This window comes from Salmonella sp. HY31 (assembly GCF_042604575.1).
GTDB lineage: Bacteria > Pseudomonadota > Gammaproteobacteria > Enterobacterales > Enterobacteriaceae > Salmonella > Salmonella diarizonae.
In genome coordinates this window covers 2,262,281-2,288,902 of sequence record NZ_CP170479.1, presented here as the reverse complement: position 1 = coordinate 2,288,902, position 26,622 = coordinate 2,262,281, and the positions used below count along the sequence as shown (strand labels likewise).

At 48.7% G+C, this 26,622-nt stretch carries 23 protein-coding genes and 3 pseudogenes; 7 read left to right on the top strand and 19 right to left on the bottom strand.

What is annotated here, in order from left to right:
- Positions 1–114: 114 nt before the first annotated feature.
- Positions 115–1,146 carry a mechanosensitive ion channel family protein gene (locus ACE15A_RS10865; protein ID WP_053511180.1) on the top strand — a complete coding sequence of 344 codons (1,032 nt, stop codon included), beginning with the start codon at positions 115–117 and terminating at the stop codon, positions 1,144–1,146.
- A gap of 85 nt (positions 1,147–1,231) precedes the next feature.
- Here ACE15A_RS10865 and ACE15A_RS10860 read toward each other — a convergent pair whose 3' ends face one another.
- On the bottom strand, positions 1,232–1,834 hold the full coding sequence (locus tag ACE15A_RS10860; RefSeq protein ID WP_053511179.1) for a helix-turn-helix domain-containing protein: 603 nt from the start codon (positions 1,832–1,834) through the stop codon (positions 1,232–1,234).
- A 43-nt stretch (positions 1,835–1,877) separates the two neighbouring features.
- Here ACE15A_RS10860 and ACE15A_RS10855 point away from each other — a divergent pair, with 43 nt between their 5' ends.
- On the top strand, positions 1,878–2,564 hold the full coding sequence (locus ACE15A_RS10855) for a B3/4 domain-containing protein (RefSeq protein WP_023246444.1): 687 nt from the start codon (positions 1,878–1,880) through the stop codon (positions 2,562–2,564).
- A gap of 26 nt (positions 2,565–2,590) precedes the next feature.
- Entirely contained in the window at positions 2,591–2,938 is a 348-nt protein-coding gene (locus tag ACE15A_RS10850) for an antibiotic biosynthesis monooxygenase (RefSeq protein ID WP_053511177.1), read from the top strand.
- 105 nt (positions 2,939–3,043) lie between these two features.
- On the opposite strand, the gene ACE15A_RS10845 is transcribed toward ACE15A_RS10850, so the two are convergent.
- The 3 genes and pseudogenes from ACE15A_RS10845 to ACE15A_RS10835 all read right to left on the bottom strand — a co-directional run.
- Positions 3,044–3,601 carry a peroxiredoxin gene (locus ACE15A_RS10845; protein ID WP_072158795.1) on the bottom strand — a complete coding sequence of 186 codons (558 nt, stop codon included), beginning with the start codon at positions 3,599–3,601 and terminating at the stop codon, positions 3,044–3,046.
- 95 nt (positions 3,602–3,696) lie between these two features.
- Positions 3,697–4,521: pseudogene (locus ACE15A_RS10840) on the bottom strand (ZirS family two-partner secretion-like system exoprotein).
- 26 nt (positions 4,522–4,547) lie between these two features.
- A pseudogene (locus ACE15A_RS10835) lies at positions 4,548–5,549 on the bottom strand (inverse autotransporter beta domain-containing protein); the annotation flags it as partial.
- Here ACE15A_RS10835 and ACE15A_RS10830 point away from each other — a divergent pair.
- A pseudogene (locus ACE15A_RS10830) lies at positions 5,527–5,736 on the top strand (SDR family oxidoreductase); the annotation flags it as partial. The pseudogenes ACE15A_RS10835 and ACE15A_RS10830 overlap by 23 nt on opposite strands.
- Before the next feature lie 91 nt (positions 5,737–5,827).
- On the opposite strand, the gene ACE15A_RS10825 reads toward ACE15A_RS10830, so the two are convergent.
- The 5 genes from ACE15A_RS10825 to ACE15A_RS10805 form a co-directional block, all read right to left on the bottom strand.
- Positions 5,828–6,697 carry an aldo/keto reductase gene (locus ACE15A_RS10825; RefSeq protein WP_053511171.1) on the bottom strand — a complete coding sequence of 290 codons (870 nt, stop codon included), beginning with the start codon at positions 6,695–6,697 and terminating at the stop codon, positions 5,828–5,830.
- Between the two features lie 304 nt (positions 6,698–7,001).
- Complete coding sequence (locus ACE15A_RS10820) at positions 7,002–8,615, bottom strand: ABC transporter substrate-binding protein (RefSeq protein ID WP_053511169.1); 1,614 nt, start codon at positions 8,613–8,615, stop codon at positions 7,002–7,004.
- An 812-nt stretch (positions 8,616–9,427) separates the two neighbouring features.
- Positions 9,428–10,003 (bottom strand): hypothetical protein, encoded by a 576-nt coding sequence (locus ACE15A_RS10815; protein WP_023246452.1) that lies wholly within the window; start codon positions 10,001–10,003, stop codon positions 9,428–9,430.
- Positions 10,000–10,827, bottom strand: coding sequence for a cytolethal distending toxin subunit B family protein (locus tag ACE15A_RS10810; RefSeq protein ID WP_024149535.1), 828 nt, complete (start codon positions 10,825–10,827; stop codon positions 10,000–10,002). Before ACE15A_RS10810 ends, ACE15A_RS10815 begins: the two co-directional genes overlap by 4 nt.
- Before the next feature lie 16 nt (positions 10,828–10,843).
- A complete protein-coding gene (locus ACE15A_RS10805; RefSeq protein WP_071891432.1) occupies positions 10,844–11,656 on the bottom strand; it encodes a hypothetical protein in 813 nt (270 codons plus the stop codon).
- Positions 11,657–12,054: 398 nt separating this feature from the next.
- Here ACE15A_RS10805 and mpaA point away from each other — a divergent pair, with 398 nt between their 5' ends.
- Positions 12,055–12,783 (top strand): murein tripeptide amidase MpaA, encoded by a 729-nt coding sequence (mpaA, locus tag ACE15A_RS10800; protein WP_023246455.1) that lies wholly within the window; start codon positions 12,055–12,057, stop codon positions 12,781–12,783.
- Here the strand turns inward: mpaA and ycjG are convergent.
- Positions 12,758–13,723: an L-Ala-D/L-Glu epimerase gene (ycjG, locus tag ACE15A_RS10795; RefSeq protein WP_053511165.1), complete on the bottom strand. Its 966-nt coding sequence runs from the start codon at positions 13,721–13,723 to the stop codon at positions 12,758–12,760. The genes mpaA and ycjG overlap by 26 nt on opposite strands.
- Before the next feature lie 115 nt (positions 13,724–13,838).
- Between ycjG and tpx the strand changes: the two genes are divergently transcribed.
- Positions 13,839–14,345: a thiol peroxidase gene (gene tpx / locus ACE15A_RS10790; RefSeq protein WP_023246457.1), complete on the top strand. Its 507-nt coding sequence runs from the start codon at positions 13,839–13,841 to the stop codon at positions 14,343–14,345.
- An 81-nt stretch (positions 14,346–14,426) separates the two neighbouring features.
- Here the strand turns inward: tpx and tyrR are convergent, their stop codons facing one another.
- From tyrR to ACE15A_RS10775, 3 genes are all read right to left on the bottom strand, one after another.
- Positions 14,427–15,968, bottom strand: coding sequence for a transcriptional regulator TyrR (gene tyrR, locus ACE15A_RS10785; RefSeq protein WP_064055767.1), 1,542 nt, complete (start codon positions 15,966–15,968; stop codon positions 14,427–14,429).
- 147 nt (positions 15,969–16,115) lie between these two features.
- On the bottom strand, positions 16,116–17,177 hold the full coding sequence (locus ACE15A_RS10780) for a YcjF family protein (RefSeq protein WP_053511160.1): 1,062 nt from the start codon (positions 17,175–17,177) through the stop codon (positions 16,116–16,118).
- The gene (locus ACE15A_RS10775) at positions 17,174–18,571 is read right to left on the bottom strand and encodes a YcjX family protein (protein ID WP_023246460.1); all 1,398 of its coding nucleotides are present in this window, start codon (positions 18,569–18,571) and stop codon (positions 17,174–17,176) included. Before ACE15A_RS10775 ends, ACE15A_RS10780 begins: the two co-directional genes overlap by 4 nt.
- A 151-nt stretch (positions 18,572–18,722) precedes the next feature.
- Between ACE15A_RS10775 and ACE15A_RS10770 the strand changes: the two genes are divergently transcribed.
- Positions 18,723–19,733, top strand: coding sequence for a LacI family DNA-binding transcriptional regulator (locus ACE15A_RS10770; protein ID WP_053511158.1), 1,011 nt, complete (start codon positions 18,723–18,725; stop codon positions 19,731–19,733).
- Positions 19,734–19,763: 30 nt separating this feature from the next.
- Here ACE15A_RS10770 and ACE15A_RS10765 read toward each other — a convergent pair whose 3' ends face one another.
- The 6 genes from ACE15A_RS10765 to ACE15A_RS10740 all read right to left on the bottom strand — a co-directional run bounded on the left by ACE15A_RS10765 (position 19,764) and on the right by ACE15A_RS10740 (position 26,613).
- Entirely contained in the window at positions 19,764–20,669 is a 906-nt protein-coding gene (locus ACE15A_RS10765; protein ID WP_023246462.1) for an OmpG family monomeric porin, read from the bottom strand.
- A 76-nt stretch (positions 20,670–20,745) separates the two neighbouring features.
- The gene (locus ACE15A_RS10760) at positions 20,746–21,825 is read right to left on the bottom strand and encodes an ABC transporter ATP-binding protein (protein WP_053511157.1); all 1,080 of its coding nucleotides are present in this window, start codon (positions 21,823–21,825) and stop codon (positions 20,746–20,748) included.
- A 10-nt stretch (positions 21,826–21,835) separates the two neighbouring features.
- Positions 21,836–22,495: a beta-phosphoglucomutase gene (gene pgmB, locus ACE15A_RS10755; protein ID WP_053511155.1), complete on the bottom strand. Its 660-nt coding sequence runs from the start codon at positions 22,493–22,495 to the stop codon at positions 21,836–21,838.
- Positions 22,492–24,762 carry a glycoside hydrolase family 65 protein gene (locus tag ACE15A_RS10750; RefSeq protein WP_136058294.1) on the bottom strand — a complete coding sequence of 757 codons (2,271 nt, stop codon included), beginning with the start codon at positions 24,760–24,762 and terminating at the stop codon, positions 22,492–22,494. Before ACE15A_RS10750 ends, pgmB begins: the two co-directional genes overlap by 4 nt.
- Positions 24,759–25,814, bottom strand: a complete 1,056-nt coding sequence (locus ACE15A_RS10745; protein WP_023246467.1) for a Gfo/Idh/MocA family protein — start codon at positions 25,812–25,814, stop codon at positions 24,759–24,761. Before ACE15A_RS10745 ends, ACE15A_RS10750 begins: the two co-directional genes overlap by 4 nt.
- Positions 25,815–25,824: 10 nt before the next feature.
- On the bottom strand, positions 25,825–26,613 hold the full coding sequence (locus tag ACE15A_RS10740; RefSeq protein WP_053511153.1) for a sugar phosphate isomerase/epimerase: 789 nt from the start codon (positions 26,611–26,613) through the stop codon (positions 25,825–25,827).
- Positions 26,614–26,622: the final 9 nt, after the last annotated feature.

The window sequence follows — 26,622 nt, the reverse complement described above, 5'->3', positions numbered from 1 at the left end:
GATAGCACTACTTCTTCTTTTTACTTATCGATGATCTGCGCGTTTATCCTGGGTAAAATACCTGTTAATCAGGCCATTCTGAGCTGTTATCGTAGGAAGGAGCGGAAAACAATAATGTTCACTGAATTTTTTCTCAAAAACGCGTTTAATCTGGCGATACTTTTCAGTTGCGGCATGGCGTTACTGGTCGTGAGATTTTGGCTGAGCCGTAATGTACAGTGGAAGAAAGGATTCACGTTCCATGCTGCGCAGTTTTTTATTTACGCGATTATAATTGGAACCATTGGGAGCATCCTGAATAATGCTATTGAAGATTATAATTTGCGGTTTATCTCTTCCGGGATCATTGATTTTATCTGCACTTCGCTCATTGCGCTTATTCTGACGATAAAACTGTTCCTGATTATTAACCAGTTTGAAAAAGCACAGGTCAATAAAGGTAGAGATGTCACCAGTACCCGTATCCTGGCGCGGGTCATAAAAATTACCATTATTGTCGCGATTGTCTTACTGTATGGCGAACATTTTGGCATGAGTCTGTCCGGTCTGCTGACCTTTGGCGGTATCGGCGGTATCGCTGTTGGTATGGCGGGCAAAGATGTCCTGAGCAATTTTTTCTCCGGTATTATGCTCTATTTCGATCGCCCCTTCAGTATCGGAGACTGGATTCGCTCTCCTGACAGAAATATCGAAGGTACAGTCGCCGAAATCGGCTGGCGAATTACCCGAATTAACACATTCGACCACCGCCCACTGTATGTTCCGAACTCCGTCTTTTCATCCATTAGTGTTGAAAACCCGGGACGAATGACCAACCGTCGAATTAAAACAGTTATTGGATTACGTTACGAAGATGCCGACAAAATTGGCCTCATCGTGGATGCCATCAGAAACATGCTGCAGGCGCACAGTGATATCGATCAGAAACAGACGCTGTTGGTCTATTTTAATGAATTCGCCGACTCTTCGCTGAATATTATGGTGTATTGCTTTACCAAAACGACAGTATGGCAGGAATGGCTTGCCGTACAGCAGGATGTTTACCTGAAAATTATTGCGATTGTCCAGGAAAACGGCGCTGACTTCGCCTTCCCAAGCCAGACGTTATATATCGATGACCCAGAGGCCGCGCCTGCGATAAAATAAAAGATAGTCGGCGCCCGATAACGCTTATCGGGCGCCGAGGCTTCCCTGTCCTGGTGACGGGTTGTTAGCGCCTTCCTCACGGTGATCAACGGCTCTTTTCATTCACTGTCATGGTAAATTCAAGCACCTCCTTAGTGTCGTTAAAGTAGGCATGAGGCATATCGGTTCTGGCTACAGCGGAGCAGCCCTCCCGAATAATAAAGCGTCTATCGTCGACCGTTAACGTCAGTGTTCCCTGATTAACAAACAGTAATTCACAGGTGTCGGCCGGATGTCCTGCCGATTCAAACTGTTCACCAGGATGCATTATCCATTGCCAGAGTTCCAGCATATCCGGCCCGCTGGTTCCCGCTATCAGCTTCGCGCTGCCGCCTTTCTCGCCGCGCCACAATACCGGAATAGCATCCCGGTCGATAAGATGTACTATCGGCTCGCTGGCGACGTTGACAAAATCCGCCACGGACACCCCCATTGCAGCCGCGATCTTACACAACAGAGCAATGCTCGGATTGGCTTTACAGCCTTCAATTTCCACCAGCATTCCTTTACTGACGCAGGAACGCCGCGCAAGCTCATCCAGCGACATCTTTTTTTGGCTACGAAATTGTTTGATACGTTGGGAAACAGCTTCGTTTATTGTGCTGACGTCGGCGCCTGCCGCAGTCGATAAGTTGACTTTTTTGGTCATTGGTCGATATCATAGAATAAAATAGTCATTACAGGATTATGCGATGTCTTCTATGTTACCGTCAATCAGCCCGGAACTGGCCCTTATCGCTCCCGGCTTTCGTGCATTAAGTATTAATGTTATTGCCGCTCCGGTTCGCGATGCGCAGGTTGGAGAAATCGCGTTAAAAGAGGCCTGCCAGACCGTACTTAACGGCCAGCCTGCGTGGGGACAGGCGCATATAGACGCCTGGAATGCGGTGTTTAAAGCATTCGGCGCAAAACCAAAGCGCACCCCCTGCTCGGCAGAAGCGCTACGAAAACGCGTGTTGAAGGATGGAACAATGGCGGCGCTGGACCCGGTAGTTGATCTTTATAACGCTGTGAGCCTGCGCTATGCCGTCCCGGTAGGCGGCGAAAATAGCGCGGCTTATTGTGGATCGCCACGACTGGTTTTCGCTGACGGTAGTGAAACATTTGATACCCTGAAAGAAGGACAACCCGTCACCGAGTCGCCAGAACCGGGCGAAGTTATCTGGCGCGATGACAGAGGCGTCACCTGTCGGCGCTGGAACTGGCGTCAGGGAGTACGTACCCGACTAAGCGCTTCAGATAAAACGATGTGGTTTATCCTTGAAAGCTTGCCGGAAATGCCAGTTGATGAATTGTACGCGGCAGGAAACATGCTGACTGACGGCCTTGAAAAAATGATGCCGGGTTTACGTTTTGAATCCACGTTGATGGGTGTTTGATTGATATGCGTAACAGGAGAAATACTATGTCGCTGTTTCTGACGAGTTTTATTTTCGAAAAAAAAGAGTACGACGAAGAGTTTTATCAACTGGATGGCTGGATTGAGCGCTATACGCAGTCTATTGATGGCTATATTGGTATGGAAAGCTATACCGATGCCGCCAGCGGAAGAGTGATTAACAATTACTACTGGCAGACCCGCGAATCGATGGAGCTCTTGATAAACAATTTACAGCACCAGCAAGCCAAATCTCAAAGTCATAAGTGGCTTTCCGGCTACCAGACGATTATTGCAGAAATTCAGGGGAGCCATAACGTTAACCTGCCCCATCCGCTGGCGTCATTTTCAGTTCCTTATGGCGTTATGCAATAGTATGAGTTTACGCCTTCGTAGTACAGGAAGGCGCATATAAAAGTCTACTCCCCGGAGCTGCCGATAATCCGGCTCACCGTGCAGGAGCTATGTTCATACAAACTATTAGCAGGCAGGAATATGAGTGATATCTCGCGGTACGATGACACGCGTAACCATATTATTTTCATCGCACTCAATCAACGCTCTGGCAAAAATACTGAGCTCATTAATTTTCAGTCCTGAATTATCCAAAAACTGGCGGCAAGCGTAGTCAGAGACAAAGACTATGCCTGGATGAATATCATGATCGCGAATAAAACGGGCCTGGGCAAATGGCGTATCCATACTCAACACATACACCGCCCGATTTGAGTGACTGCCCGCTGATTTAAGGTGGTCACTATACTCTTTTACCTGCCATTCACAAACTGGCGTATCCAGTGATGGGACGACAATAATCAGTTTTTTTATACCCGGGATACAGTAATCCGGCAATAAATCATGACTCACCAGTCCCTTTGTGCAGGGTAATGGTTCACCTTCAGCCAGTATACCGGGTTTGAGCGTCAGTTGCGTTTTGCCAAAGGTCACAGAGTGCTCCTGACCCAATGAGATATAATCTTGTGTTGTTGCTGGTGTCATAAAAATTTCTCCTTTTAACGTTTGTATTATTTTAGCCATAATAATTATTTAGCAATCTGCTAAAGAACCAGGCGAACATCCATAATAAGATAAGTGAGATAAAAGCCAACCCACTATTCATTGCTATTTTCACTCTACTTTTTTATTATCCCGGAGATAGTAAATTTGTCTTTAATCAATTCCCAAAAATATCTATATGTTAATCTCAACTCTCCATTTGAACCTCCATTATAAGTTACCGTCTGAATATACTCTCCGGGATTACCCCCGGTTTTGATATCGCACCGACTATTCCAATTTCCTGTTGGAATATGCCCACACTGGAGATTGAGATTAGTTATGGGATTATTATTTATATCTTTAACAATAATTTTCACATCAGCACTCTCTCCTGGCATCAGTAAATATTTATCTGCACTAATGACAGATAAATCTGAACTCAATTTAACTATACGTTTTGTTTAAATAGAATGGAGTTCAGAAACCATCGGCACAGGCGTATATCCGGGTGCTGAGACCATATCTGTTTCGTTATAATGCTCAATTCTTATCTTCGAACCTACATTATCTTCACTGATAACAATTGCATATTTACATGGTTTTTCACGTAGAAGCTCATGCTGTGAATCATCTTTCTCAACGCGATAATACGTACATACTGTGGTGGCCGTTTCATTAGCTTGATATTTTTAAGTATCAGGATCACGGACTCTCCCAACCATTCTTGATTTTAAAAGCATGCCTGGTATAGGTATATATGATTCAACATACCCATAATACCCATTCAATTCCAACCCATAATCACTCAGCGGCGAGCCAGGTCTGTGCCCAACGCTCGGCGCCGTAGGAGGAGAAAGCATCCCGACGGTTGCCGCGGACGTTGTCGACGAATCCGCCGAGACGCTTATCGGCATAGCCGCCAGAAGTAAGCTATAAATAATAAGATTATGTTTCGACATGCGCACTGTTGATCCTTTTTAAAACATTAATTCGCATCAGAGGTTGCGGTATTACCCTTAGCATTTTCCTGATCAGAAATAATTCTGACGCGGATATATTTATTCTGTAGCGATTCTCCGTTAAGGCTATAAGGAAGAAGCCAGGTGGCCTTTGTCGCCCCCGGTACAGATTTCCAGGATTTCATTTCATCCGAGATTTCCCACTGATAATTGAACGCATCGGTACAGTCCATATTGTTTATACAAAGCGTTCTGGCTCGCATTTCTGTTCCGACGACTGGCGCAGTAACGCTTCCGGTGGCTTCATCAGTTGCCGTCAGCGAAAGTTGTGGGAGGATAAGGTCGCTGCCCAGGCTCCCCTGAAGCTGAAGTCCAGCGATAAGCTCCGCATCACCCGACCACTCAACCTTCTCGATCGGGTAACGGCTATCTACCGTCGCCATTAATGTAACCAGCGTCCCGGACAAGCCTGACACCGGCATTGCCGTAATGCGGATTTTACTGGCCTGCTCCCGATACGCCATGACGATATCGTAATTGCGATCGACAAAGGCACGCCGATTTGTCGTGTTTGACGGCGCCCCAACGTTGCGGTAATCAAGCTGTTCAGGTAACGGCGTACCAAAGGAATAGTTGACTCTCAGACCGCCCTCTGCCTGCGATCCGCCGTTACCGGCGTCCCGATATCCTGCTCTGACTTCAAGCAAAGGGACAGGATTCCAGACCAAAGCCGCACCTGCGGCGCGGGGATTCCGGCTTAACGTACCGTTACCCAACAGATCAACTTTATCCCCGTAATACTGTTCATATGTCAACTCGCCGCTGAACCAGGGAAAATCGGGGAACATGCCTTTTGTTCGCAGATCAAAACCATACGCCGGACGCTCATCATGGAATTCATGCGTTGCTGACGTTTTCCAGCCGGTAAGAGGGAAATAATAGTTGCCGGAAAAGGCCAGACTGTCTTTATAGACTTCCCCGCCAACGCCGCCACGTAAATGGGAAATTACGATAAACGTTGTGCAGCCTGGCCCCATCGATACCGACATTAATCCGGAAGATGGCCCAATGAAAGAGCTGATGTACAGTTTCATGGCGATCAAACGACACGGGAAACCTGAAGAAGTGGCAGGAATGGTGGCATGGCTGGCCGGCCCGGAAGCCTCTTTCGTCACCGGCGCAATGCACACCATCGATGGTGCCTTCGGTGCCTGACGACCAGGCGAATATCACACGGTTGCCGTCTATTCCCCGGTAACCGGTATTATGAATGGCTAATGCGAGAAAACATCAGCAAGCGCCGCGATCAGTCATGGATTTTAACGCCAAGACAACCGCGAACAAATTCAGGATTAAAATGCTTCACCGCTTCGCCAACATAGCCTAAATCAAGAGCGTTGATTTGAGCCATTTCGTTATCCGTCAGAGAGAAATCCCAGATGGCAAAGTTCTCTTCAATACGTTCCTGTCGAGTGGATTTAGGAATGACCGTGACACCACGTTGCACGTTCCAACGCAGGACAACCTGGGCGACGGTCTTTTGATGAGCATCGGCAATCCTTCGGAGCATTTCATTTTCATACGGTGTATGTCTCCCGCCGCCTAACGGTGCCCAGGCTTCAGGCTGAACGTTATAGTGCTTCATGGTTTCCAGCGCGGCAGGTTGTGCAAAGTATGGATGCAATTCGACCTGGTTTACCATTGGCGTAATTCTGACGGTTTCGCAGAAGTTTGCTAACACATGAGCATAGAAATTGGATACGCCAATGGCTCTCAGTTTACCCGCCTCCCAGGCATCTTCCAGTGCACGCCACGCGCTGAAATAGTCGCGCATTGCCTGATGCAGTAAATAGAGATCAAAATATTCTAACCCTGATTTTTTTAGCGACGCTTCAATACCTGCTTTGGCCATATCGTAGTTAGCCATATCTTGCACCCACAGTTTAGAAGTAATAAATAACTCCTCACGGGTACACAGACCTGTCGCGATGGCTTCACGAACAGCGTCACCAACGGCATCTTCATTGCCGTATACCGCGGCGGTATCGATAAGGCGATAACCGGTGCGAATAGCACTTAACACTGACTGCTTACATTCTTCTTTGTCGGTTACCTTAAAAACGCCAAAACCAACCATAGGCATTTTGAGGTTGTTACTTAGTTCTGAATATTCCACGGTAAAACACCCTTTCGTCGTAAAGACGCCATTACAGGAGCAAAATACAGGTACAATGAGTATATTAAATCCGATTATATTTATGCAAAAAGTTCATTAATAACAGTTGTACAAATTTTTTATTGCATCAAAACGCTTAACCAGCAGTGAAGGACAAGGTCGTTGGCTAGCCTACTTCTGGAAGCTGGGAAAGTGCAACGACAGGCAAACCTGTTGCTGTTCTGAAGGAGAAACTGGCGCTGTAAGCCGCGCCAGCTTTGGGTTTAGCTGTGGTCACCTTACATCATCAGGTAGCCGGTACCGATCAGTGTTTCACGATATATATTGTACGGCTATAAGCCACATCTTCCGGGTTAGTAATGGGGTATCCCTTTACCCACGGTTTAATTAACCGTCCATTGGTATACTGATAAATAGGCGCTATAGGCGCCTGTTCCGTCAGGATTTTCTCCGCTGCATTATAATCCGCGTTACGCGCTTCGGCAGTATTTTCCATCGTCGCCTGCATCAGGATTTTGTCATAAGCCGGATTAGCAAAGCGTGAAATATTCCCCGTATGTGTGGACGTTAATAAGGACAAGAAAGTCGACGGTTCGTTGTAGTCGCCAACCCAGGAGGCGCGAATAACATCAAAATTACCGGTATTCCGGCTGTCGATATACGTTTTCCATTCCTGGTTTTGCAATTTCACGTCCACCCCCAGATTTTTCTTCCACATTGACGCCACCGCAATAGCGATTTTCTGATGGTTTTCTGACGTATTGTAAAGCAGAGTTAATTTAAGCGGTTTCTGCGATCCGTAGCCTGCTGCACGAAGTAATGTTTTAGCCTGGGCGTTAAGTTCTTCCTGACTCATTTGCTCAAACGGCGAAAGGTCTGGCGTAAATCCTGCCGTGACATCCGGCGTAAAATGCCAGGCCGGTTTTTCACCGGTACCTAAGACTTTTTCCGCCATCAAACGGCGATCGATGGTCATACTTAGCGCCAGACGAACACGGGAATCCGCCGTCGGCCCTTTCTGCGTATTAAACGCATAATAATAAGTCCCTAATTGCGGCGGCGTATAAACTTGCCCGGGAATATCTTTCAATAATTTCTGGTACATATTTTTAGGGAAAGATTCCGTGATATCAATATCGCCGGCAAGGTAACGTTTGGTCGCAGCCGATTCCTGGTTAATGGGTAAAAATGTCACTTTTTGCAGTACCGTTTTCGCGTTATCCCAGTAATACGTATTAGGTATGACCACCAGTTTTTCATTTACCACGCGCTCTTTAAGCACATACGCGCCATTGCCGATCAGTTTCCCCGGCTTTGTCCAGTCTTTGCCGCTTTCGACATTCGCTTTTTGGACCGGATAAAAGGCAAAATTGGCGGTCAGACTGGCAAACCAGGGTAACGGTTTATCAAGCTGAATACGCAGAGTGTGCGCGTCTACAGCACTGACGCCAAGCTGGTCAGGCGTGGCTTTACCATCGATAATGGCTTGCGCATTGGTGATACCAGCCAGAGCGGCAAACCAGGCGAAGGGGGAAAGCGTTTTGGGATCAACCAGGCGTTGCCAGCTATAGACAAAATCCTGGGCGGTCACTGGCGTTCCATCAGCCCATTGCGCGTTATCCCGCAACGTAAACGTCCAGATACGATTATCATTGCTCTTCCATTGGCTGGCGACGCCAGGGATAATCTCACCCTTTTCGTTCTGGTTAACCAGCCCTTCAAACAGATCGCGGATCACCTGAATTTCAGGCAGCCCAACGGCTTTCGCTGGATCTAATGAGGCTGGCTCATCTTTGATATGACGCACCAGTTCTTGTTTCTCTGCCAGTACCATTCCGTCGGGAACATCCGCAGCATATGCCAGGGAAAAGCTGCTAACCAACAGCGCACAACAGGTTACTGAAACAGAATGCCTCATAGAAGTTCCTCAAAGAAGAAAGTATTTTTACTAATACAGTGAAATATAAGGATTTATCTCATCCAGTGTTTACACAGCGACCCCACTTCGGGTTAATCACTATACCATCAAAAAAGCTCCGCAGATCTTTATACCGCTGGGCTATATTTTTTTGACTTCGCTCATTCCTGTTGGACAGAACCTCTCATGACCGCTATCTTTCACAACCGAATGACTGACGAATACTGAGTGCTCCCCCGTCACTGTTTTCTATTTAACTAGATGGTAAGAACGTCATAAACTCCACGTCTCGTCATCTCATGGAGTCCTGGCATAGCAGAGCGCGCAAGGCTGAAAAAACGAAATAGGGTCTTTATTAGCAGAAGTTTTCAAACTCTTCGTCTTTCTGGCCTTTGGTGAACCTTCTATCAGTGTCGAAGATACTCAAGCATATTTTACATGTGACGACCAGACGCATTCATTCTTCCACACATCACTCTATCGCGGTGTGTAAGATTTTATAGTAGTTAGCTCGCTAATATGTGATCTAAGTCAACGTCTAAACCTTGCTGCATATGACATAAAGAAAATGGCTTTAAGTGTGAAAGCGAGAGTCCGCAGCAATATAATAATGACTCAGGCAATTAACGTTATGCTGGGACTTCGCAAGGAGTCCCTTTTTTTCTTGCTTACTTAAAGCTGTTCATCGTCTATATAATGTGGTGACATCTGTCATGGATGTAGCGGGAGTTTTATCGTCTGCAACTCCCCTTCTACTTGTTGAACAATTACTTTCGAAGGGGAATCACACAAGTAGTTTTCACTTATAAAAACTATATATTGATGGGAGCCATGGAGGATGCAGTGACTGGTGGATTGAGCATCCAAAGATTTTTTTCAGGGACTACTTGTTGTGGATTCTGGATATCAGCGACACAACGACCGAATAGAAAATGATCGGTATTATCCTGATCAATAATACACGTTTTCGAATGCACAGACTGAATTTGCACCGCACCTGTGGTAGATGGTATTAACACAAATAACGATTCTCGATTTTTTAAATCACATGTCCCTTTGGTTAAAGCGACACCGTTTATAGCATTAAGGCACTGTCTGGTAATTGGGTCATGAAATTGAATCCACCCCCCAGGGGTAGTTGCCAATACTTCTATTGGTGTTTCCTGTTGTATCAGTTCCCAGCCACTTTGTTCCCGCCCCTGTTGATCAAGAATATTAGTTATCATAAAGCCACTTTGTATATTACGAATACTAAACAACGATCCATTTTCAGCACCCGATATGTCTTCTCCAGGATTCAGAGAAACTAATCTCTCATTATTAACCGATGAGCCACAACCAGTCAGGATACTTGTAAAGAAAAATAGCATTATTATATTTTTTTTCATCTTGGTTCTCCAGGAGGTGGTAAGAAAATACCAACCGGGTAATGATCTGATGATATCTGAGTCGCTCTTTCCCCGAATAATAATCCGGCCCTCAGCACTGGCGGAATAAATGCAATCGCATTGCCTACAACAGCATAGTCCAGTATCCCTCCGCTGCGCTGCGTAGGATCTGAAGGTGCTAATACGACAGTATTATTTCTTACAGGAGTTTCGATCGCCATTCTGAGGTTATCTGGATTACGATTGAAATCGCCCGCAATCATCCAGTTTGTAGCCTGCATATCCGGCCTTGGGCTATTACGGAAAAACTCAAAAACACTATTTACAACCGCTGGAGCATCTACTCCCCTATTTGCCAGGGCGTGAATAGTGAAAAACGCATCTGAACCTATTCTTATTCCCATTATAGGACGCGATGCTGTCGAAGGAGGGGGAAGAACGATAACCTCATCTGCACGACGATGGCTTACGATAGCAAGATTAACGCGTCCAGCAAAAACATCAAGCTGTGAGAAATAGATAAAAACTTGTTGGGGACGACTGTTACTTCCTAAATTCCATGTAAGTTCACGAACCGGAATACCGGGTGAATTAATAATTCTTCCAGTATCAACCGCACTTGCTGGTGGACGTCCAGCCTCCTGAACCATTAAAATATCAACAGCTCCAGCCCCACTAATAAGTTGCCGTACATTCACATTCCATTTATTTTCGCTTCTTGTAGAAGACCCCTGTAAATTCCATGTGGCAACTTTATAATCAGTTAATGCAGCGTGCGCTGGAAAGGTAAGAAGACAGACGAAGAAAAGTAGTATATTTTTCAATTTTGCAACCTCATTTTTAATAAATTACAGGCTGAATTTGAGTGGCTGATATATTATTTGAATCTGAATCATTTATTGTTAAACCATCAACAAGTGGGGGTGGCGGAGGGGCTGGCCTAATTTCTGGCTTAGAAATAGCTGCAAGAGCAGACCGCAGAGGTTCACTAATAGACCACTGCAACTCAATATTTTTCTCCCCAGGTTTTGGACATTCTGCCTGTAATATTTCAAAAGCATATGGGGAGCTTGCTGTTCTGTCTAAAAATCTTGCCCGAATACAACGATTGAGATCTACTGACTTAATAAAGACATTGCCATTGAGTGTCGGAATTAAGTGAAAATCGAACACAGCAGAGCGTGGATCGCAAGTGGTGTGTATAAATCCACCGTCACCGCTTATTCCAACTCCCCATGTCATGCATGTTCCGGTTCCCTGATTGACGAAGCGCACTGTTCCCGGAGTCTTTCCCGGTATTATTTTCCAGTTACGTAATTCACCAAAACTGTTTGAATCCCAGGGCGTGTAACCCCATAACCATGAGTTTCTATGGCGTCCCCATACTGTCAGTACGGCCCCGCTCATACTCATGATAGATACACTAGGATTATCTTTTGGTACTGGAAGAGGTGCGTTAGAGGAAGTTGTTTGTTTATTGACGCCTCCCGGGCCAGGTATTGCCAATCCTGGCTCCTGCGGGTCAGGAGGGACAGGGCCATTACCGCCAGGTGCTGGAAAAATTTTATAAAACTCATTACCACTAACCAAAGGAGGAGAAGATGAACATCCCGTCAGAGTTGTAATAATGATTAGCCAACTACTTTTTTTCATTGCTTATCCTTATTATTAAATGGAGTTTTTTTAAACATTAATTATCTTATAGTTAATATTTAATTCGGCATTTAACATTTTATAAGTAGAATTAAACTTGTCAATTATAAAATAAGATTTAAATATGTTTATATCAGACCAGACATCTGAACAAATCTATCATTCATATATAATAACTATTGTTAATTTTTTATGTCACTGAAATCATATATAAAAATGCAATAACGTTAGTTCACTCAGCAAACCATAATAAATGATGTTTACTACGGCCAGTCTGTATCCGGCAGAAAGTTGATATAGCGCCCTATGAGATAGTAAATAGAAACCATTTGATAATCGGCGAGTTTTACACAACACTACGACGATTACCCCAATAGTTTCAGCTTCGGGAAACGCGTATGACTATCACCCGCCCCCGTGCCGAGCGCGGCGCATTTCCGCCAGGCACTGAACATTACGGACATTCAGGACTTGGCGCGCCGCTAATCTGGTTTCCGGCGCCCGCCGCCGATCGCGAAAGCGGCCTGATACTGGCTGGCACCCACGGGGATGAAACGTCCTCCGTGGTTACGCTTTCCTGTGCGTTACGAACCTTAAATCCATCGCTTCGCCGTCATCATGTCGTACTTGCCGTTAACCCTGATGGCTGCCAACTGGGGTTAAGAGCAAATGCGAATGGCATTGATTTAAACCGTAACTTTCCCGCCGCCAACTGGAAAGCGGGTGAAACAGTTTACCGCTGGAATAGCAGCACGGAAGAACGTGATGTCGTGCTGTTAACCGGCAACCATCCCGGCTCAGAACCGGAAACCCAGGCGCTTTGTCAGTTAATTCATCGACTTCAACCCGCCTGGGTCGTCTCTTTTCACGATCCGTTATCCTGCATTGAAGATCCTCGTCGCAGCGAGCTAGGCGAGTGGCTGGCTCATGCTTTTGCGTTACCGCTGGTGACCAGCGTAGGCTATGAAACGCCTGGTTCATTTGGCAGCTGGTGCGCCGACCTCAACCTACACTGTATTACCGCCGAGTTTCCTCCTATTTCCGCCGATGAAGCCAGCGAAAAATACCTGCCGGCCATGTCAAATCTGCTGCGCTGGCATCCTAAAGATAGAGTTGACCCGTCGTAAAGCGCAGCGCGGGCTCAACGTCGACCGCCAGCCATGTTGGGCCATCAAGATCGGCGAAACTCACCTGCGGCATAAGCGGCAGCGTGGCGCTAATCGCCCTTGATGTACAGAGCATACAGCCCAGCATCAGGCCGAATCCTTGTTCCCGCGCTTCTGTTGCCAGCGCCAGCGCCTCGGTCAGGCCGCCGGTTTTATCCAGCTTGATGTTGATCATATCGTAGCGCCCCGTCAGGGCTTTCAGACTACTGCGGGTATGGCAGCTTTCATCCGCACAGATGGGCAACGGATGAATAAAATTCTCCAGAGCGGCGTCATCCTGTGCGGGCAGCGGTTGTTCCAGCATCGCGACGTTCAGATCCGCCAGTAACTGACAACGCGCCGCCAGCCCCTCCGGACGCCACGATTCATTGGCGTCCACAATGAGCGTCGCCTCCGGCGCCGCCGCGCGGATCGCCACCATACGCTCGCTAATCAGACGCGCATCCAGTTTAATTTTCAGCAGCGTCGCCCCTTTTTCCCATAATGCCGCCGCACTGGCCGCCATCTGTTCCGGCGTGCCTATCACTACCGTTTGCGCGGTGGTAAAAACAGGGTCCAGCGTCACACCGAGCAACTCGGCAAGGCTTTGGTGCCGCTGGCGAGCCTGCAAATCCCATAAGGCGCTATCCACCGCGTTGCGTGCTGCGCCTGCCGGTAACAGTTTCTGCAATGCTTCGCGGGTTAGCCCATTTTCCAACTGAGGCACAATACTCATGATTTGCGCCATAACCGAGGCATCGCTTTCGCCATAGCGTGGATAAGGCGTACATTCCCCGACACCTTTTACGCCCTCGTCTTCGAGTTCGACAACAACAACGTGCGCTTCGCTTCGGCTACCACGCGCAATAACGAAAGGCGTATGTAACGGCCAGGTTTCCTCGTATACCTTAACAGCTCTCATCTCTTCCTCTCAGATAGCGCCGGACGCGGCTTGCCACAAATAGTATTTGCCGTGTTAACGAATAATGACTTAAACTGGTTTTCGACGTTAACTATAAGTAAACAGGAACATAATTATGTCACAGACTGTACATTTCCAGGGTAACCCGGTCACTGTTGCCAACGTTATTCCGCAGGCTGGTAGCAAAGCACAGGCTTTCACTCTTGTCGCAAAAGATCTGTCTGACGTCTCACTCAGCCAGTATGCGGGCAAACGCAAAGTGCTTAATATTTTTCCAAGCATCGATACTGGCGTATGCGCAGCATCAGTCCGTAAGTTTAACCAACTGGCCACAGAAGTGGAGAATACCGTCGTATTGTGCGTTTCTGCTGACCTGCCTTTTGCACAGTCGCGTTTTTGCGGCGCGGAAGGTCTGAGCAACGTAATTACGCTTTCCACTCTGCGTAATACCGAGTTTCTGAAAAATTACGGCGTCGAAATCACTGACGGTCCGCTGAAAGGGCTGGCGGCGCGCGCGGTTATCGTGATTGACGAAAACGACAGTGTTATTTTCAGCCAACTGGTAGATGAAATCACCCACGAGCCGGATTATGTCGCCGCGCTGAACGTCCTGAAGGCATAGTCCGATGGCGCTACGCTTGTCAGTGCTACAGGCGGTGCTCTTTTGTCACAAGAAGGCCTCCATTCGGAGGCTTTCTTTTCTCTACTCTTCACCTTTCTTCTGGCTCAAACCATACTCACGCAGCTTATTGGCGATGGCTGTGTGCGATACCCCCAACCGTTTCGCCAGCTTACGCGTACTCGGATAGCTACGATAAAGCTGGGTCAGAACAGAACGTTCAAAACGACTGGTAATATCATCCAGCGAGCCTTCCATCGCATCCTCGCCGACGGCCACCGTCGCGGCGTCGTAATCAGGCAGCAGAATATCCTGCGGCCGTAGCTCATATCCTTCCAGTTGCGTCAGCGCCCGATAAATCGCGTTTTTAAGCTGGCGTACGTTGCCCGGCCAGCCGTAACGAGTGAGTACCGTACTCAGATCGACAGACAGTTTCGGTCGCGGAACGCCCTGTTCGTCGGCAAAACGCGCCACGAACAGTTCCGTCAACGGCATAATATCCTGCGGACAATCGCGCAACGGCGGCAAATTAAGCGTCAGAACGTTAAGTCGATAATAGAGATCTTCGCGAAACAGTCCTTTTTGCACCAGCTCCACCAGATTTTTCTGCGTGGCGCAGATAACGCGGACATCAACATGAATTTCGTGATCTTCGCCGACGCGACGGAACGTACCATCGTTGAGAAAACGTAGCAGCTTCGCCTGCATACGCGGCGACATTTCGCCAATTTCATCCAACAGCACCGAACCGCCATTCGCCTGTTCAAAGAAGCCTTTTTTACCTTCCGGCGCATGACCGAATAGTTCGCTTTCTACGGCATCTTCCGGGATTGAAGCGCAGTTCAGCGCCAGATACGGTTTTGCTGAACGAGGGCTTGCCTGATGACAGGCATGGGCGAAAAGATCTTTGCCGGTTCCCGTATCGCCGGTAATCAGCAGCGGCGCGCTGAGCATCGCCAGTTTGCGCGCCTGCTCAACGACGTGTTTCATCTTTGCGCTCACAGCAATAATCTGACTAAACGCGCTCAGATCCTGCACGGACAAATTCTGTAGCTGCCGCCCCATACGAATCGTGGATCGCAGCATCACTACCGCCCCGGTCAACACGTATTCGTCATTTTCGTTTTGTAAATGTACCGGCGTAATCTCCATCAAGAAGTTTTGCCCGTTGATCACCACATGTTCGTTATGGGAACTTTGCGGGTTACCTTCCAGCCAACGCTGAAAATTGAAGCCGTTGATTAATTGCGCGGCGGTATGATGTCGCATTCGCTCCTGACTCTGAGCAAAGAGCTGACAACTCGCCGGGTTCGCCATCTCCACTTTACTTTTCATATCCAATGAGAGCACCGGCTCTGGCAACGCCTCAAGCAACGCGCTCAGGGCCAGATGTTCACGTTCGGACGGCATCCAGGGAACGGTACGGACATCCGTTACGCCGGAAATACGGCGGATTTCAGCCATCAGGCGGCTAAAGTCGGTGAATTCCAGCTCAGCAAAATTAAGATAAATTCGCCCAATGGGATCAATCTCGATTCCGCGTAAATCAATGCTACGTAACACCAGTAAATCGAGTAATTCGCGGGTCAGACCAAGTCGGTCTTCACAAAAGACTTCCAGACGCATGAGAACCTTCACCTGAATAATGAACCATTGAATAGATGATAAGCCACTATTCGGCTGGCAGGAAGGATTCTGTCAACAAATATTGACAGCATGACGGAGAAATGGGCGCTGCGGCGTAAAGCCAGGCAGTCAGCGCCCTGTGAAGGACTATTTTTCAGGCGACGGCTTACTCTTCTGTAGCGTCTCTTTTAGCTGACCGATAAGCTGACGGCGAAAATCGCCGAGGCGTGGTTTATCGTTGTCGATCCACGGCAATGGCCGACATAACTCCATCGCTTTTATTCCCAACCGAGCCGTAAGCAGCCCTGCGCCAATCCCCTGCGCCGCGCGCGTGGAAAGGCGTGCCGCCAGATCCTGAGACATCCAGTCCATACCGACTTCACGCACCAGCTCACTGGCTCCCGCAAACGCGATATTCAGCAACACCAGGCGGAACAGACGAAGACGGCTGTAATAACCAAGTTCAATGCCATACAGCGTTGCGATGCGGTTAATCAGACGTAAGTTACGCCAGGCAATAAACGCCATATCCACCAGCGCTAACGGGCTGACGGCGATCATCAGAGTCGACTCTGCAGCAAAACGGCTAATCTCACGCCGCGCCTGCGCGTCTAGCACCGGCTGCACCAGATGCGCATACAGACCGACGATTTCCCTGTCGTTTTGCGTTTCGTGAATAGCGGCATACCAACGTTGTAATGCCGGGTGTGATTGATCAATCCCCGCCTGCTGCGCCAGTTTTTCGCAAAACGCTCGACCTTTCCCGACGCTATGGCTATGTAACAGTTCACGCGCCTCATCCCGCTCATGCGCCCGTTGGCGCAATCGCCATAATCGTCGCCACTCTGTGACTACCGATCCGACGCCAGCGCCAATGATCAGCGCGCCTGCGGCACAGCCGCCTAAAGCGACCCAATCCTGGGTTTGCCAGGCATTCATTGTCCACTGTACGCCTTGCCCTACCACGCTCGCGCCAAACAGCGCCAGCCCTCCCATCACCATTTTACGCCACAGGCTACGTTTGGGGCGCAGCGCGGCATCGACCACCGCTTCTGCCGCGTCTTCATTTTCCGGGCGCTCATCGATAGCCGCAGGCGCAAATGTGCGCGACTCCGCTTCGCTGAAAGTTTGCTGCGCTTTGAAGGCCGACGTAGGTGCCTCCTTCAGCGGTTCTGCAAAATCAATACGCGGTTTTAACGGTTCGCTCATCGCAGCTTATCTCCTATTAAAAACTCCAGCGCAGCGTCCAGACGAATGTGCGGTAATGGTTTATCAACATCCATCACCTGCGGGCGAAATGCTTCGAACTGAAAACCCTGACTATCCCAAAATGCTTGACCCGGCAAGCGGGAAGGTACTTCGCCGGGGTACACCGTTAACGGCGTGCCGTCACTCAAACGGTTTCCACGTAAAGCCGGGATTTTTTCACCGTTGACCTCAATTACGCCGCTGGTGGTTGCCTGCACTGAAGCCAGCCCCAGGCAATCCATACTAATGCCTTCAAACGCGGCATTTTGCCAGGCGTCCTGAATGAGCTGCTGGAGTAAAGCTACCATATTGGCATGTTGATCAAGGGTAACATGGTCGGCTTTCGTCGCGGCAAACAGCAATTTATCAATTACCGGTGAGAATAATCGGCGAAACAGCGTCCGCTGGCCATAGTGAAAACTTTGCATCAACTGCGTCAAGGCGAGACGCATATCATTAAACGCCTGCGGACCGCTATTGAGCGGTTGCAGACAGTCCACCAGCACAATCTGGCGATCAAAGCGTAGAAAATGATTTTTGTAGAATCCTTTGACCACTTTTTCACAATAGTAGTTAAATCGTTCGCGCAGCATTCCGGCGTTGGTTTGTTTATCCGCCTGCGCCAGTTTTGACTCGCCGAAAGCGTCCACATCCGGCCACGGGAAAAACTGCAACGCCGGCGCGCCCGCCATATCGCCCGGCAAAACAAATCGTCCAGGTTGAATAAAATGCAATCCCTGCGATTTACACTGATGCAAATAGTCCGTCCAGGCGACGGCAATCTCCGCCAGCCGGTTTTCATCGGCGGGCGCCAGCGGATCGAGTCCTTCGCAAAGCAGCCGCCATTTCGCGGCCCACTCAGCCCGTTGCCCTTGCAACAAACCGTTCATCTGACGGGACCAGCTTAAATAATCCTGAGCCAGCATGGGCAGATCGAGTAACCATTCACCAGGATAATCCACGATCTCCAGATACAATGTTGAGGTATCTTTAAAATGGCGCAGCAGAGAGTCGTTTGAGCGATAGCGCAACGCCAGCCGAATCTCACTGACGCCGCGCGTCGGTGTGGGCCAGGCGGGAGGATTGCCATAAAGCTGGAGTACCCCCTCGTCGTAGGTAAAACGGGGAATACCAAAATCACGTTGAGGCACGCGCTTTACGCCAAGCAGACGTTCTTCGCGTACCGCGCTGAACAATGGCAAGCGAGCCCCCGCGTGAACATTAAGCAACTGGTTAACCATCGCCGTGATAAACGCCGTTTTACCGCTGCGGCTCAACCCGGTTACGGCAAGACGCAAATGCCTGTCTACCCCACGGTTGACCAGCGCGTTGAGTTCAGTTTTAAGTCGCTTCATTGCCATCCTGTTGAGCCTGAAGAGAAGAAAATTATAATGTATGCTTATAGAAATGGGGGCAGGTTGTTGATTATCAACCGCCTGTGTTGTCATCCGCGAGTGAACTCCATAAGATGTTCACTATTCGCTCTTGGATGGAGTTTTCAGGAATATGTCCCCCACTATTTATGATATCGCGCGTGTTGCGGGAGTTTCAAAGTCGACGGTGTCGCGCGTTCTCAATAAGCAGACGAATATCTCACCGGAAGCGCGCGAAAAAGTCCTGCGCGCCATTGATGAATTACAATATCAGCCAAATAAGCTTGCCCGGGCACTGACAACGTCCGGTTTTGACGCCATTATGGTTATTTCCACCCGTTCAGCAAAAACCACGGCGGGGAACCCTTTTTTCTCAGAAGTGTTACATGCGATTACCGCCAAAGCAGAAGAGGAAGGGTTTGACGTGATATTACAAACTTCACGTAGTACTGAGGATGATCTGCAAAAGTGTGAAAGTAAAATCAAACAAAAATTGATTAAAGGCATCATTATGCTTAGCTCGCCCGCAGACGAAACCTTTTTTGCACAACTGGATAAGTATGATGTCCCGGTTGTTGTTATTGGTAAGGTTGAGGGTCAATATAATCATGTTTATTCGGTTGATACGGATAATTTTCGCGACAGCATTGCGTTAACAAACGCCTTAATTAATAACGGTCATCACCGTATTGCCTGCCTCCATGCGCCGCTCGATTTCCACGTTTCTATCGATCGGGTTAATGGTTATAAAACCAGTATTACCGCACATAACCTCGTTCTGCATGAAAAATGGATTATTGACGGTGGTTATACGCATGAAAGCGCGCTGTTAGCCGCCAGAGAATTATTAAGTCAACAACCGTTGCCGGATGCCGTATTTGCTACCGACAGTCTGAAACTCATGAGCTTATATCGCGTGGCCGCCGAAAAAAATATCGCTATTCCTCAGCAACTGGCCATTGTTGGTTACAGTAATGAGATGCTTTCCTTCATGTTGACGCCACCGCCGGGCGGGATTGACGTGCCAACGCAGGCATTAGGTGAAGAAAGCTGCCGCTTACTATTTAATCTGATTGCCGGAAAAAAAACAGTCACAAATATTACCGTCAAGACACGCATTTCGTTAACAGGATCGTTGGCTTAAAGACTGGGGCATCAATCTGCCCCAGTTCAATTAAAAGGCGTAGTTAATACCTATCCCGGCATAGTGGAATTTATCGCTCTCACCTTCGTCATGGTCCTCACATTCAAAGGCATATTCCAGCGTCATTGACAGGCCGTTCTGGAAGTCATATGCATATAATAATCCCAGTCGGTTGAAGTCATGGCCTTCACGCTCAGGATCATCCTGCCAGTCCCAGTTAGTCCAGCGATCAAGCCCAATACGAGTATAGGGCGTCAATGTCGTATTGCCTAAGGAGATCGGCAAGTAAGCGCGGATTTCCTGAGTAGAGAATTCGCCGTTATTACGCGACTTATCTATATTAAAACCACGCTCAAGATAATAGTTAGTTACCATCGAGAACATATCATTGATCTTGTACGTAAAACCTGTTTCGCTCTCTACACGGCTGTCGGAATAACCCGTTATCGATAACTCATTGACAAACTGATACATAGCGAGCCAACCACCAAAACGTAAGTCGTCGCTGAGTTTAATATCCCAGTCTGGTTGTACTTTCCAGCGCTGCATATTCGCGGTATCTTTCCCGGGCTCATCTACATAGTGATAGCCATAATTACGAAAACCACCGGTCAAGCCAAAATTAACGTCGTCGCTTTCCAGTAATTGATAGCGAATTTCCAGCTCCGGACGATCAAACCAGGTACCACGTTTACCTGCACTATAATCGACCGGACCTTCCTGGTAATACGCCAGCGAAATTTTCCATGGTCCATTTGCTGCATTAAAATAGATGGAAGGTTCGCCCAGTCCATCCATATCTTCCGCCTGACCTTCGACGTTTTCTATTTCGTACATGGCACCAATATTAAAATGCCAGTCATTTTTTTCGGCAGCTTGTGCGCAAGCCATTCCTGCGCACATAACTAGCGCAGTAGAGGACAGTAAGGTTTTCATTTTTATCCCTTGTTAAAATATAAATAAAAATGACACTAAAGTTGGAGAAGCGAACTCCCCCAGAGATGTTTTATCGTTAAATGGCGACTTCAGTTTCTGCATCAAAGAAATGGCATTTCGCCATATCAAAATGGATGGTGATATTATCTCCTGCATAATAGTCATTCATTGCTCCGGCACGGACCACCAACTCGTGCCCCCCAACTATGGTGTACAACATAAATTCCGCTCCGGTAAGTTCCGCAACGCTAATTTTCGCAGTGGCGTTATTATCGCTACTGGTTTGCGGATGAATATCTTCCGGACGAATTCCCATCACCACGGCTTTATGTTCATATTCCTTCGCTTTTAATATCTGTAATTGTTCTTCAGCAATGGTTAATTTAAGCGTTTCGGTAACAAACTTATTACCGTCAATCGCGCCACGAATAAAATTCATCGCTGGGGAACCAATGAATCCGGCCACAAACATATTCGCCGGATGGTTATAGACGACTTTTGGAGCGCCAACTTGCTGAACAATACCGTCTTTCATAATGACAATACGCGTCGCCATCGTCATGGCTTCGGTTTGATCATGCGTGACATAAATCATGGTAGTATTTAGTTTTTGGTGCAGCTTGCTAATTTCCGCACGCATCTGAACGCGCAATTTAGCATCCAGGTTAGAGAGCGGTTCGTCCATCAGAAATACACCTGCTTCCCGAACTATCGCCCGGCCCAGCGCCACCCGCTGGCGCTGACCGCCGGATAAGGCGCCAGGTTTACGTTTCAGATAATCCCGCAGCCCCAGAATCTGCGCCGCCCAATTGACGCGTTCAGCAATAATCGATGGCGCGATCTTCTGCATTTTCAACCCAAAAGCCATGTTGTCGTAGACGTTCATATGCGGATATAGCGCATAGTTCTGAAAAACCATCGCAATATTGCGCGCCTTCGCCGGGACGTCATTCATCCGCTGGCCGTCAATCAGTAAATCACCTGCGCTAATTTCCTCCAGACCGGCAATCATCCGCAGCGTGGTGGATTTACCGCAGCCGGACGGACCGACAAAGACAATGAATTCTTTATCAGCAATTTCCAGGTTAAAATCTTTAACCACTTGAACCTGGTTATCATATATTTTTTGAATATGTTGCAGTGAAAGTTGTGCCATGTTGATTCCTTTATGCATTTAGCCAGAAAGCCGATAAACACGACCACGTCAGATATTCCGTCGAAGGGAGAAGCAATCCCGCTCCCGTGAGTGATTCGCCAATACCTACGGATCGCATTCCACACGCGTTAATCGCCGTTATCCCCGCTTGTGCGTCTTCAATACCGATACATTTTTCCGGTACGACGCCTAACCCTTTACAGGCGGTAATAAAAATCTCCGGATCTGGTTTTGAACGTGTAATTTGCGACGCATCGGCGCAAAAATCAAAAAGGTCTTCAATATCAAGCGCCTGTAAAATAGCGGGCGCATTAAGCGATATCGAGGCGAGCGCTGTCGGGATCTGCAACCCGGCCAGAGTATTGAGTAATTCCCGAATCCCTGGCAAAACGGAATGGGGCGTCAACTGGCGTAACGAATTGACATAAATTGCGTTTTTACGCGATGCCCAGTGCAGGCATTCACTCTCACTCAATGTCCCCTCTCTTCCGCCATGCCGTAAAATACGCCGCAATGACGCCATCCGGCTAATGCCCTTTAAACTGTCATTGAAGACTTCATCAATAGCTATGCCCATTTCATCGGCAATCTGTTTCCACGCCATAAAATGAAGATGCGCGGTATCAGTAATGACACCGTCTAAATCAAAAATGATGGCCTGAGGTTTCATTCACCCTCCATGGTAGCGGTCCCAATTACAGGTAAAATAACGTTGCGTCGGGAGAAACATTGCTCACCGTCAATCGTCGTCGGCTGGCCGCAGATCCACATCTCGACAGCGCGCGTGCTGCTAACCTGAATGCTTTCCGCGCTTATCGTGATAAAGAGTTCAACGCCTTGCCACTGTAGCGGAAAGGATAATTCGGACCACACTTCAGGCAACGTCGGCTCCAGATGCAATTCTCCCTGGCGGACGCTAAGACCAGCAAACCCTTGTATCGCCCCCAACCAAATGGCCCCCGTTGCGGCGGCATGAATGCCATCGTCACAGCTATGCGGGTCATCGCCGAGATCGATACGCGCCCCATCACGCCAGAATTGATACGCCATTACGGGGTCGCCACAGCGGGCCGCCACGATGCCATGAATCGCTTTACTTAAAGAGGAGTCATGGATAGTACGCGGCTCATAAAAACGAAGATTTGCCAGACATGTCTGCGACGTAAACAGCGTCGGCAGCATATAAGCCAGCATCACCACATCCGCCTGTTTAAGAATTTGCATCTCATTGACTTCTGCGCGGGAGTAATCCAGCAAAATGGTTTGTTTACCCGCCTTCGCTTTATATTGCGCTAAATCGATAACCGGCTTACTGAGGAACGTATCATCCTGTGGCAATACGCCATCTGGTTGAATCTCTGGTAGCCAGAGACGTTGTAAAAAATGTTCGGCGCGGTAAATAAAAGCCTCGTCCGCGCACTTCTGTGAACGGGCGAACTCCAGTGACTGTTCCACATTGTAGCGCGCCATATAATTGGTAAAGGCATTGTTATTGACGTGCTCGGTATATTCATCGGGGCCAATAACGTTATGAATTTCCAGACGACCATTCACCTCTATCGCGCGACTCATCCAGAATTTAGCCGTTTCCATTAACAGCGCCATTCCCTCACGGGACATAAAGTTGATATCGCGGGTGGCGTGCCAGTAATGAATGACCGCCCAGGCGATATCGGCGACGAGGTGATGTTCCGCCAACGCAGAGGCGACTTTTTGCCGTAACCCGGTACGGATATTGATTGCCGCGAATTCCGGCGTTTCTTCCTCTCCGCTGCGCGCGCTTTCCCACGGGAACAAAGCGCCCTGCCAGCCATTGCGCCTCGCCTTCTCGCGTGCGCCAGGCAAATTATGCCAGCGGTAGCGCAGCAGCCGCCTGGCGGTTTCTGGTGAGGTAAGCAGATGGAATGGCAGCAGGAACACCTCGGTATCCCAGAAAACGTGACCTTTATAACCTTCCCCGGTAAGCCCCTTCGCAGCAATACTGCTCCGCTCATCGTGCTCCGGCGTCATGATGCGTAAATGATAAAGCGCGAGATCAAGCATCTGTTGATCGTCACATGCTGTACTGACAACCTTCACACGGTGACATCGCCACCATGAATGCCAGTTCGCCGTTGTCTCTGCCAACAACGCGTCATAGCCCTGCCCGACACAGTTTTCCAGCAGCCGTAGAGACTGACGCCCCCAGCTTTCGAGCGAATTTCGCCTTTCGGAGCTCCAGTTAACCCACGTCAGTTTTTCCAGCACAAGCCGCTCGCCGGCTTTTACCTGCGCGTTGTTATGCTGCATCAGACGGCGATCTTTTGCCGTGAAACAACGCTGCACGCCACCTTTTACGCAGCAGTATGAGGAAATGGCAATATCGTTGCGTCCATCCTGAGTGGTGTAGATCCCCTGCAGATAATGCTGGCCAAAAACCCTGATCTGCGCCTCGTCCAGATGTTGACGACCATGATTAGTCATCGTGGCGTCAATACCGGTGGAAAGGGCGATACTGGCATCAGCGTCCAATGGCGTAATAGTCATCTCCATCGCCAATAACGATAACTTCTCAGCGGAAACGAAACGTCGGCTATCAATCGCAAAGCGCATCCCATTCGGCGCCCGCCAAATCAAGGATCGACGCAACTCACCGCTGGCAAAGTCGATTTCCCGACGCCAGCGCTCGATCGTTCCGCTCAAAAGCGAAAAAATTTCGCCATTCAATGTGATGTCGACGCCAATCACATCGGGGATATTGACCAGTTCATTTATCTCGCCGCTCCCAGCCCGATGATAGAGACCCGCCAGAAACATACCGCGAGTTTGTACCGTATACGCTTCTTCATGGCAGGCGCGAACACCTATATACCCATTGCCTGAAGCCATGAGCGTGGCATATTTATTCAGACGATGCGGGCAAAACCCCGGATCGGTTAATATTGCAGGCTTTATCATAATTCCACGCACGTTCCTGTTTCAGCGGCGTGATACAACGCTGCCACCAGTTGTTGAATGACGAATCCCTGTTCCGCATCCGCAATCATGACGAGCCTGCCCTGCACATGATTAACGAAGGCTTCCATGCTGCGAAGATGGCGATTGTCGTCCGCAGTATCTCGCCTGAACAGGACATTTAATTCGCCATTCAGGTCGTTATATATCTGTGCCGGAAAGAGCGTTGCCCCGGCTATATCGCCGCAAAAGTTCACATTCATCACGGATTGCTCCGGAATATTCAGAGCAAAGGCGGTTTCGAGACGTAAGATGCCCCCGTTGTGGAATTCAATCGTGCCGAACAGTGAATCCTCAACGGTATAAGTCGCGGGGTCCCACTCGCCAAATTGGCCGCAGTGCTTACGCGTACCAATTTTCTGATAACTGTGCGCGCAAACGCGTTTTACTGCCGGAAACCCCAGTACATACATCGCCGCATCCAGCATATGAATACCGATGTCGATCAACGGCCCGCCGCCCTGCAATGCCTTGTTAGTAAATACGCCCCACCCTGGAACGCCGCAGCGACGCAATGCCCGGACGTTGGTAACATAAATCTCGCCGAGCGTGCCGGACATTACCTGCTCACGCAGCAGTTGGGTATCCAACGCAAAGCGATGGTGAAAATCATATGCCAAAACTTTCTGCACCCGCCGCGCCGTATTGCACATCTCCAGCGCTTCTTCCGGCGTCATCGCCGGCGGCTTTTCACACATCACATGACAACCCGCCTTTAACGCCATCATGGTGTGTTCATAATGAAAACGATTTGGCGAACAAATGCTGACGATATCCGGTTGAACATCGTGCAACATTTTTTCCGGATCGTCCCAGACTGAACCGCTACCGTATTTATCTGCCAGCGCTTGCGCCTGAGACAGGCGGCTGTCACAGACAGCCACCAGTTCCAGATCGTCGCGGGTGCAGTAGTACGAAGCATGAACTTTGTCCGCTACCTGGCCTGCGCCGATAATGGCGACCCGCAGCGGAGAGCTTGTCATTGCACTTTTCACGGAGATCCTCTTAGCACGCGCGCAGCCAGGCCAATGACTTACGGTACGCTTCCGGCAGATTTTCCGCCCTGACGCGCCCTTCATACACGACATAACCCTGATAATTGTCCTGACGCAGTTGTTCAAACAGCGCGCTAAAATTCAACGTGCCGGTGCCCGGCTGATAACGATGGTTATCCGCAATATGAACATGCCCTAACAGATCGCGATTATCATGCAACGCTTTCGCCATATCATCTTCTTCGATGTTCATGTGGTAGAAATCGCCAATGATCTGCACATGCTGCAAGTCGTTTTCGACGATATAGCGGCGCGCGTCGGCCAGGGTGTTAATCATATGATCCTGATAACGGTTGAGCGGTTCCAGATACACGTTAGTGCCAGTACGTTCAGCAACTTTATCGAGGTAACGCAGCGAATCGCTTACCGCTTTACGGTCGCCCTCCAGACTGCGTGGCGAGGTCATTGGCGGCAGGCGGAAGGTAAACATTCCCCATGCGGCTGGAACGATAATGCCCTGACCGCCCACATCCGCCAGCGCTTCCAGAATGCGCTCAATCTGCTTCAGGCCGTTCAGGCGGCGCTCTTCAATGAAATCGCCAATCCAGCCATCGTAGCCGCCACAGGCCGTTGTCACCGGCAGCCCTGTTTCTTTAATGGCCGCTTTGACTTCGTCGAGATTATTGACCAGCAATTTGCCGTCTATCTCAAAACCATCAAATCCCATCTGTTTGATATAACGAAATTTCTCCAGGATATTTTCCGGAAAGAAAGCCTGATTTTGTGTGCCAATTTTCATCTTCGACAT

Coding starts and splice junctions, on each gene's coding strand:
- ACE15A_RS10860 (WP_053511179.1), bottom strand. CDS start 1,834: ATGACCAAAAAAGTCAACTTATCGACTGCGGCAGGCGCCGACGTCAGC.
- ACE15A_RS10865 (WP_053511180.1), top strand. CDS start 115: ATGTTCACTGAATTTTTTCTCAAAAACGCGTTTAATCTGGCGATACTT.
- ACE15A_RS10850 (WP_053511177.1), top strand. CDS start 2,591: ATGTCGCTGTTTCTGACGAGTTTTATTTTCGAAAAAAAAGAGTACGAC.
- ACE15A_RS10805 (WP_071891432.1), bottom strand. CDS start 11,656: ATGAAAAAAAGTAGTTGGCTAATCATTATTACAACTCTGACGGGATGT.
- tpx (WP_023246457.1), top strand. CDS start 13,839: ATGTCACAGACTGTACATTTCCAGGGTAACCCGGTCACTGTTGCCAAC.
- ACE15A_RS10780 (WP_053511160.1), bottom strand. CDS start 17,177: ATGAGCGAACCGTTAAAACCGCGTATTGATTTTGCAGAACCGCTGAAG.
- ACE15A_RS10855 (WP_023246444.1), top strand. CDS start 1,878: ATGTCTTCTATGTTACCGTCAATCAGCCCGGAACTGGCCCTTATCGCT.
- ACE15A_RS10815 (WP_023246452.1), bottom strand. CDS start 10,003: ATGAAAAAAAATATAATAATGCTATTTTTCTTTACAAGTATCCTGACT.
- pgmB (WP_053511155.1), bottom strand. CDS start 22,495: ATGAAACCTCAGGCCATCATTTTTGATTTAGACGGTGTCATTACTGAT.
- ACE15A_RS10750 (WP_136058294.1), bottom strand. CDS start 24,762: ATGATAAAGCCTGCAATATTAACCGATCCGGGGTTTTGCCCGCATCGT.
- ACE15A_RS10845 (WP_072158795.1), bottom strand. CDS start 3,601: ATGGCTAAAATAATACAAACGTTAAAAGGAGAAATTTTTATGACACCA.
- ACE15A_RS10765 (WP_023246462.1), bottom strand. CDS start 20,669: ATGAAAACCTTACTGTCCTCTACTGCGCTAGTTATGTGCGCAGGAATG.
- ACE15A_RS10770 (WP_053511158.1), top strand. CDS start 18,723: ATGTCCCCCACTATTTATGATATCGCGCGTGTTGCGGGAGTTTCAAAG.
- ACE15A_RS10740 (WP_053511153.1), bottom strand. CDS start 26,613: ATGAAAATTGGCACACAAAATCAGGCTTTCTTTCCGGAAAATATCCTG.
- ACE15A_RS10775 (WP_023246460.1), bottom strand. CDS start 18,571: ATGAAGCGACTTAAAACTGAACTCAACGCGCTGGTCAACCGTGGGGTA.
- mpaA (WP_023246455.1), top strand. CDS start 12,055: ATGACTATCACCCGCCCCCGTGCCGAGCGCGGCGCATTTCCGCCAGGC.
- ACE15A_RS10820 (WP_053511169.1), bottom strand. CDS start 8,615: ATGAGGCATTCTGTTTCAGTAACCTGTTGTGCGCTGTTGGTTAGCAGC.
- ACE15A_RS10760 (WP_053511157.1), bottom strand. CDS start 21,825: ATGGCACAACTTTCACTGCAACATATTCAAAAAATATATGATAACCAG.
- tyrR (WP_064055767.1), bottom strand. CDS start 15,968: ATGCGTCTGGAAGTCTTTTGTGAAGACCGACTTGGTCTGACCCGCGAA.
- ycjG (WP_053511165.1), bottom strand. CDS start 13,723: ATGAGAGCTGTTAAGGTATACGAGGAAACCTGGCCGTTACATACGCCT.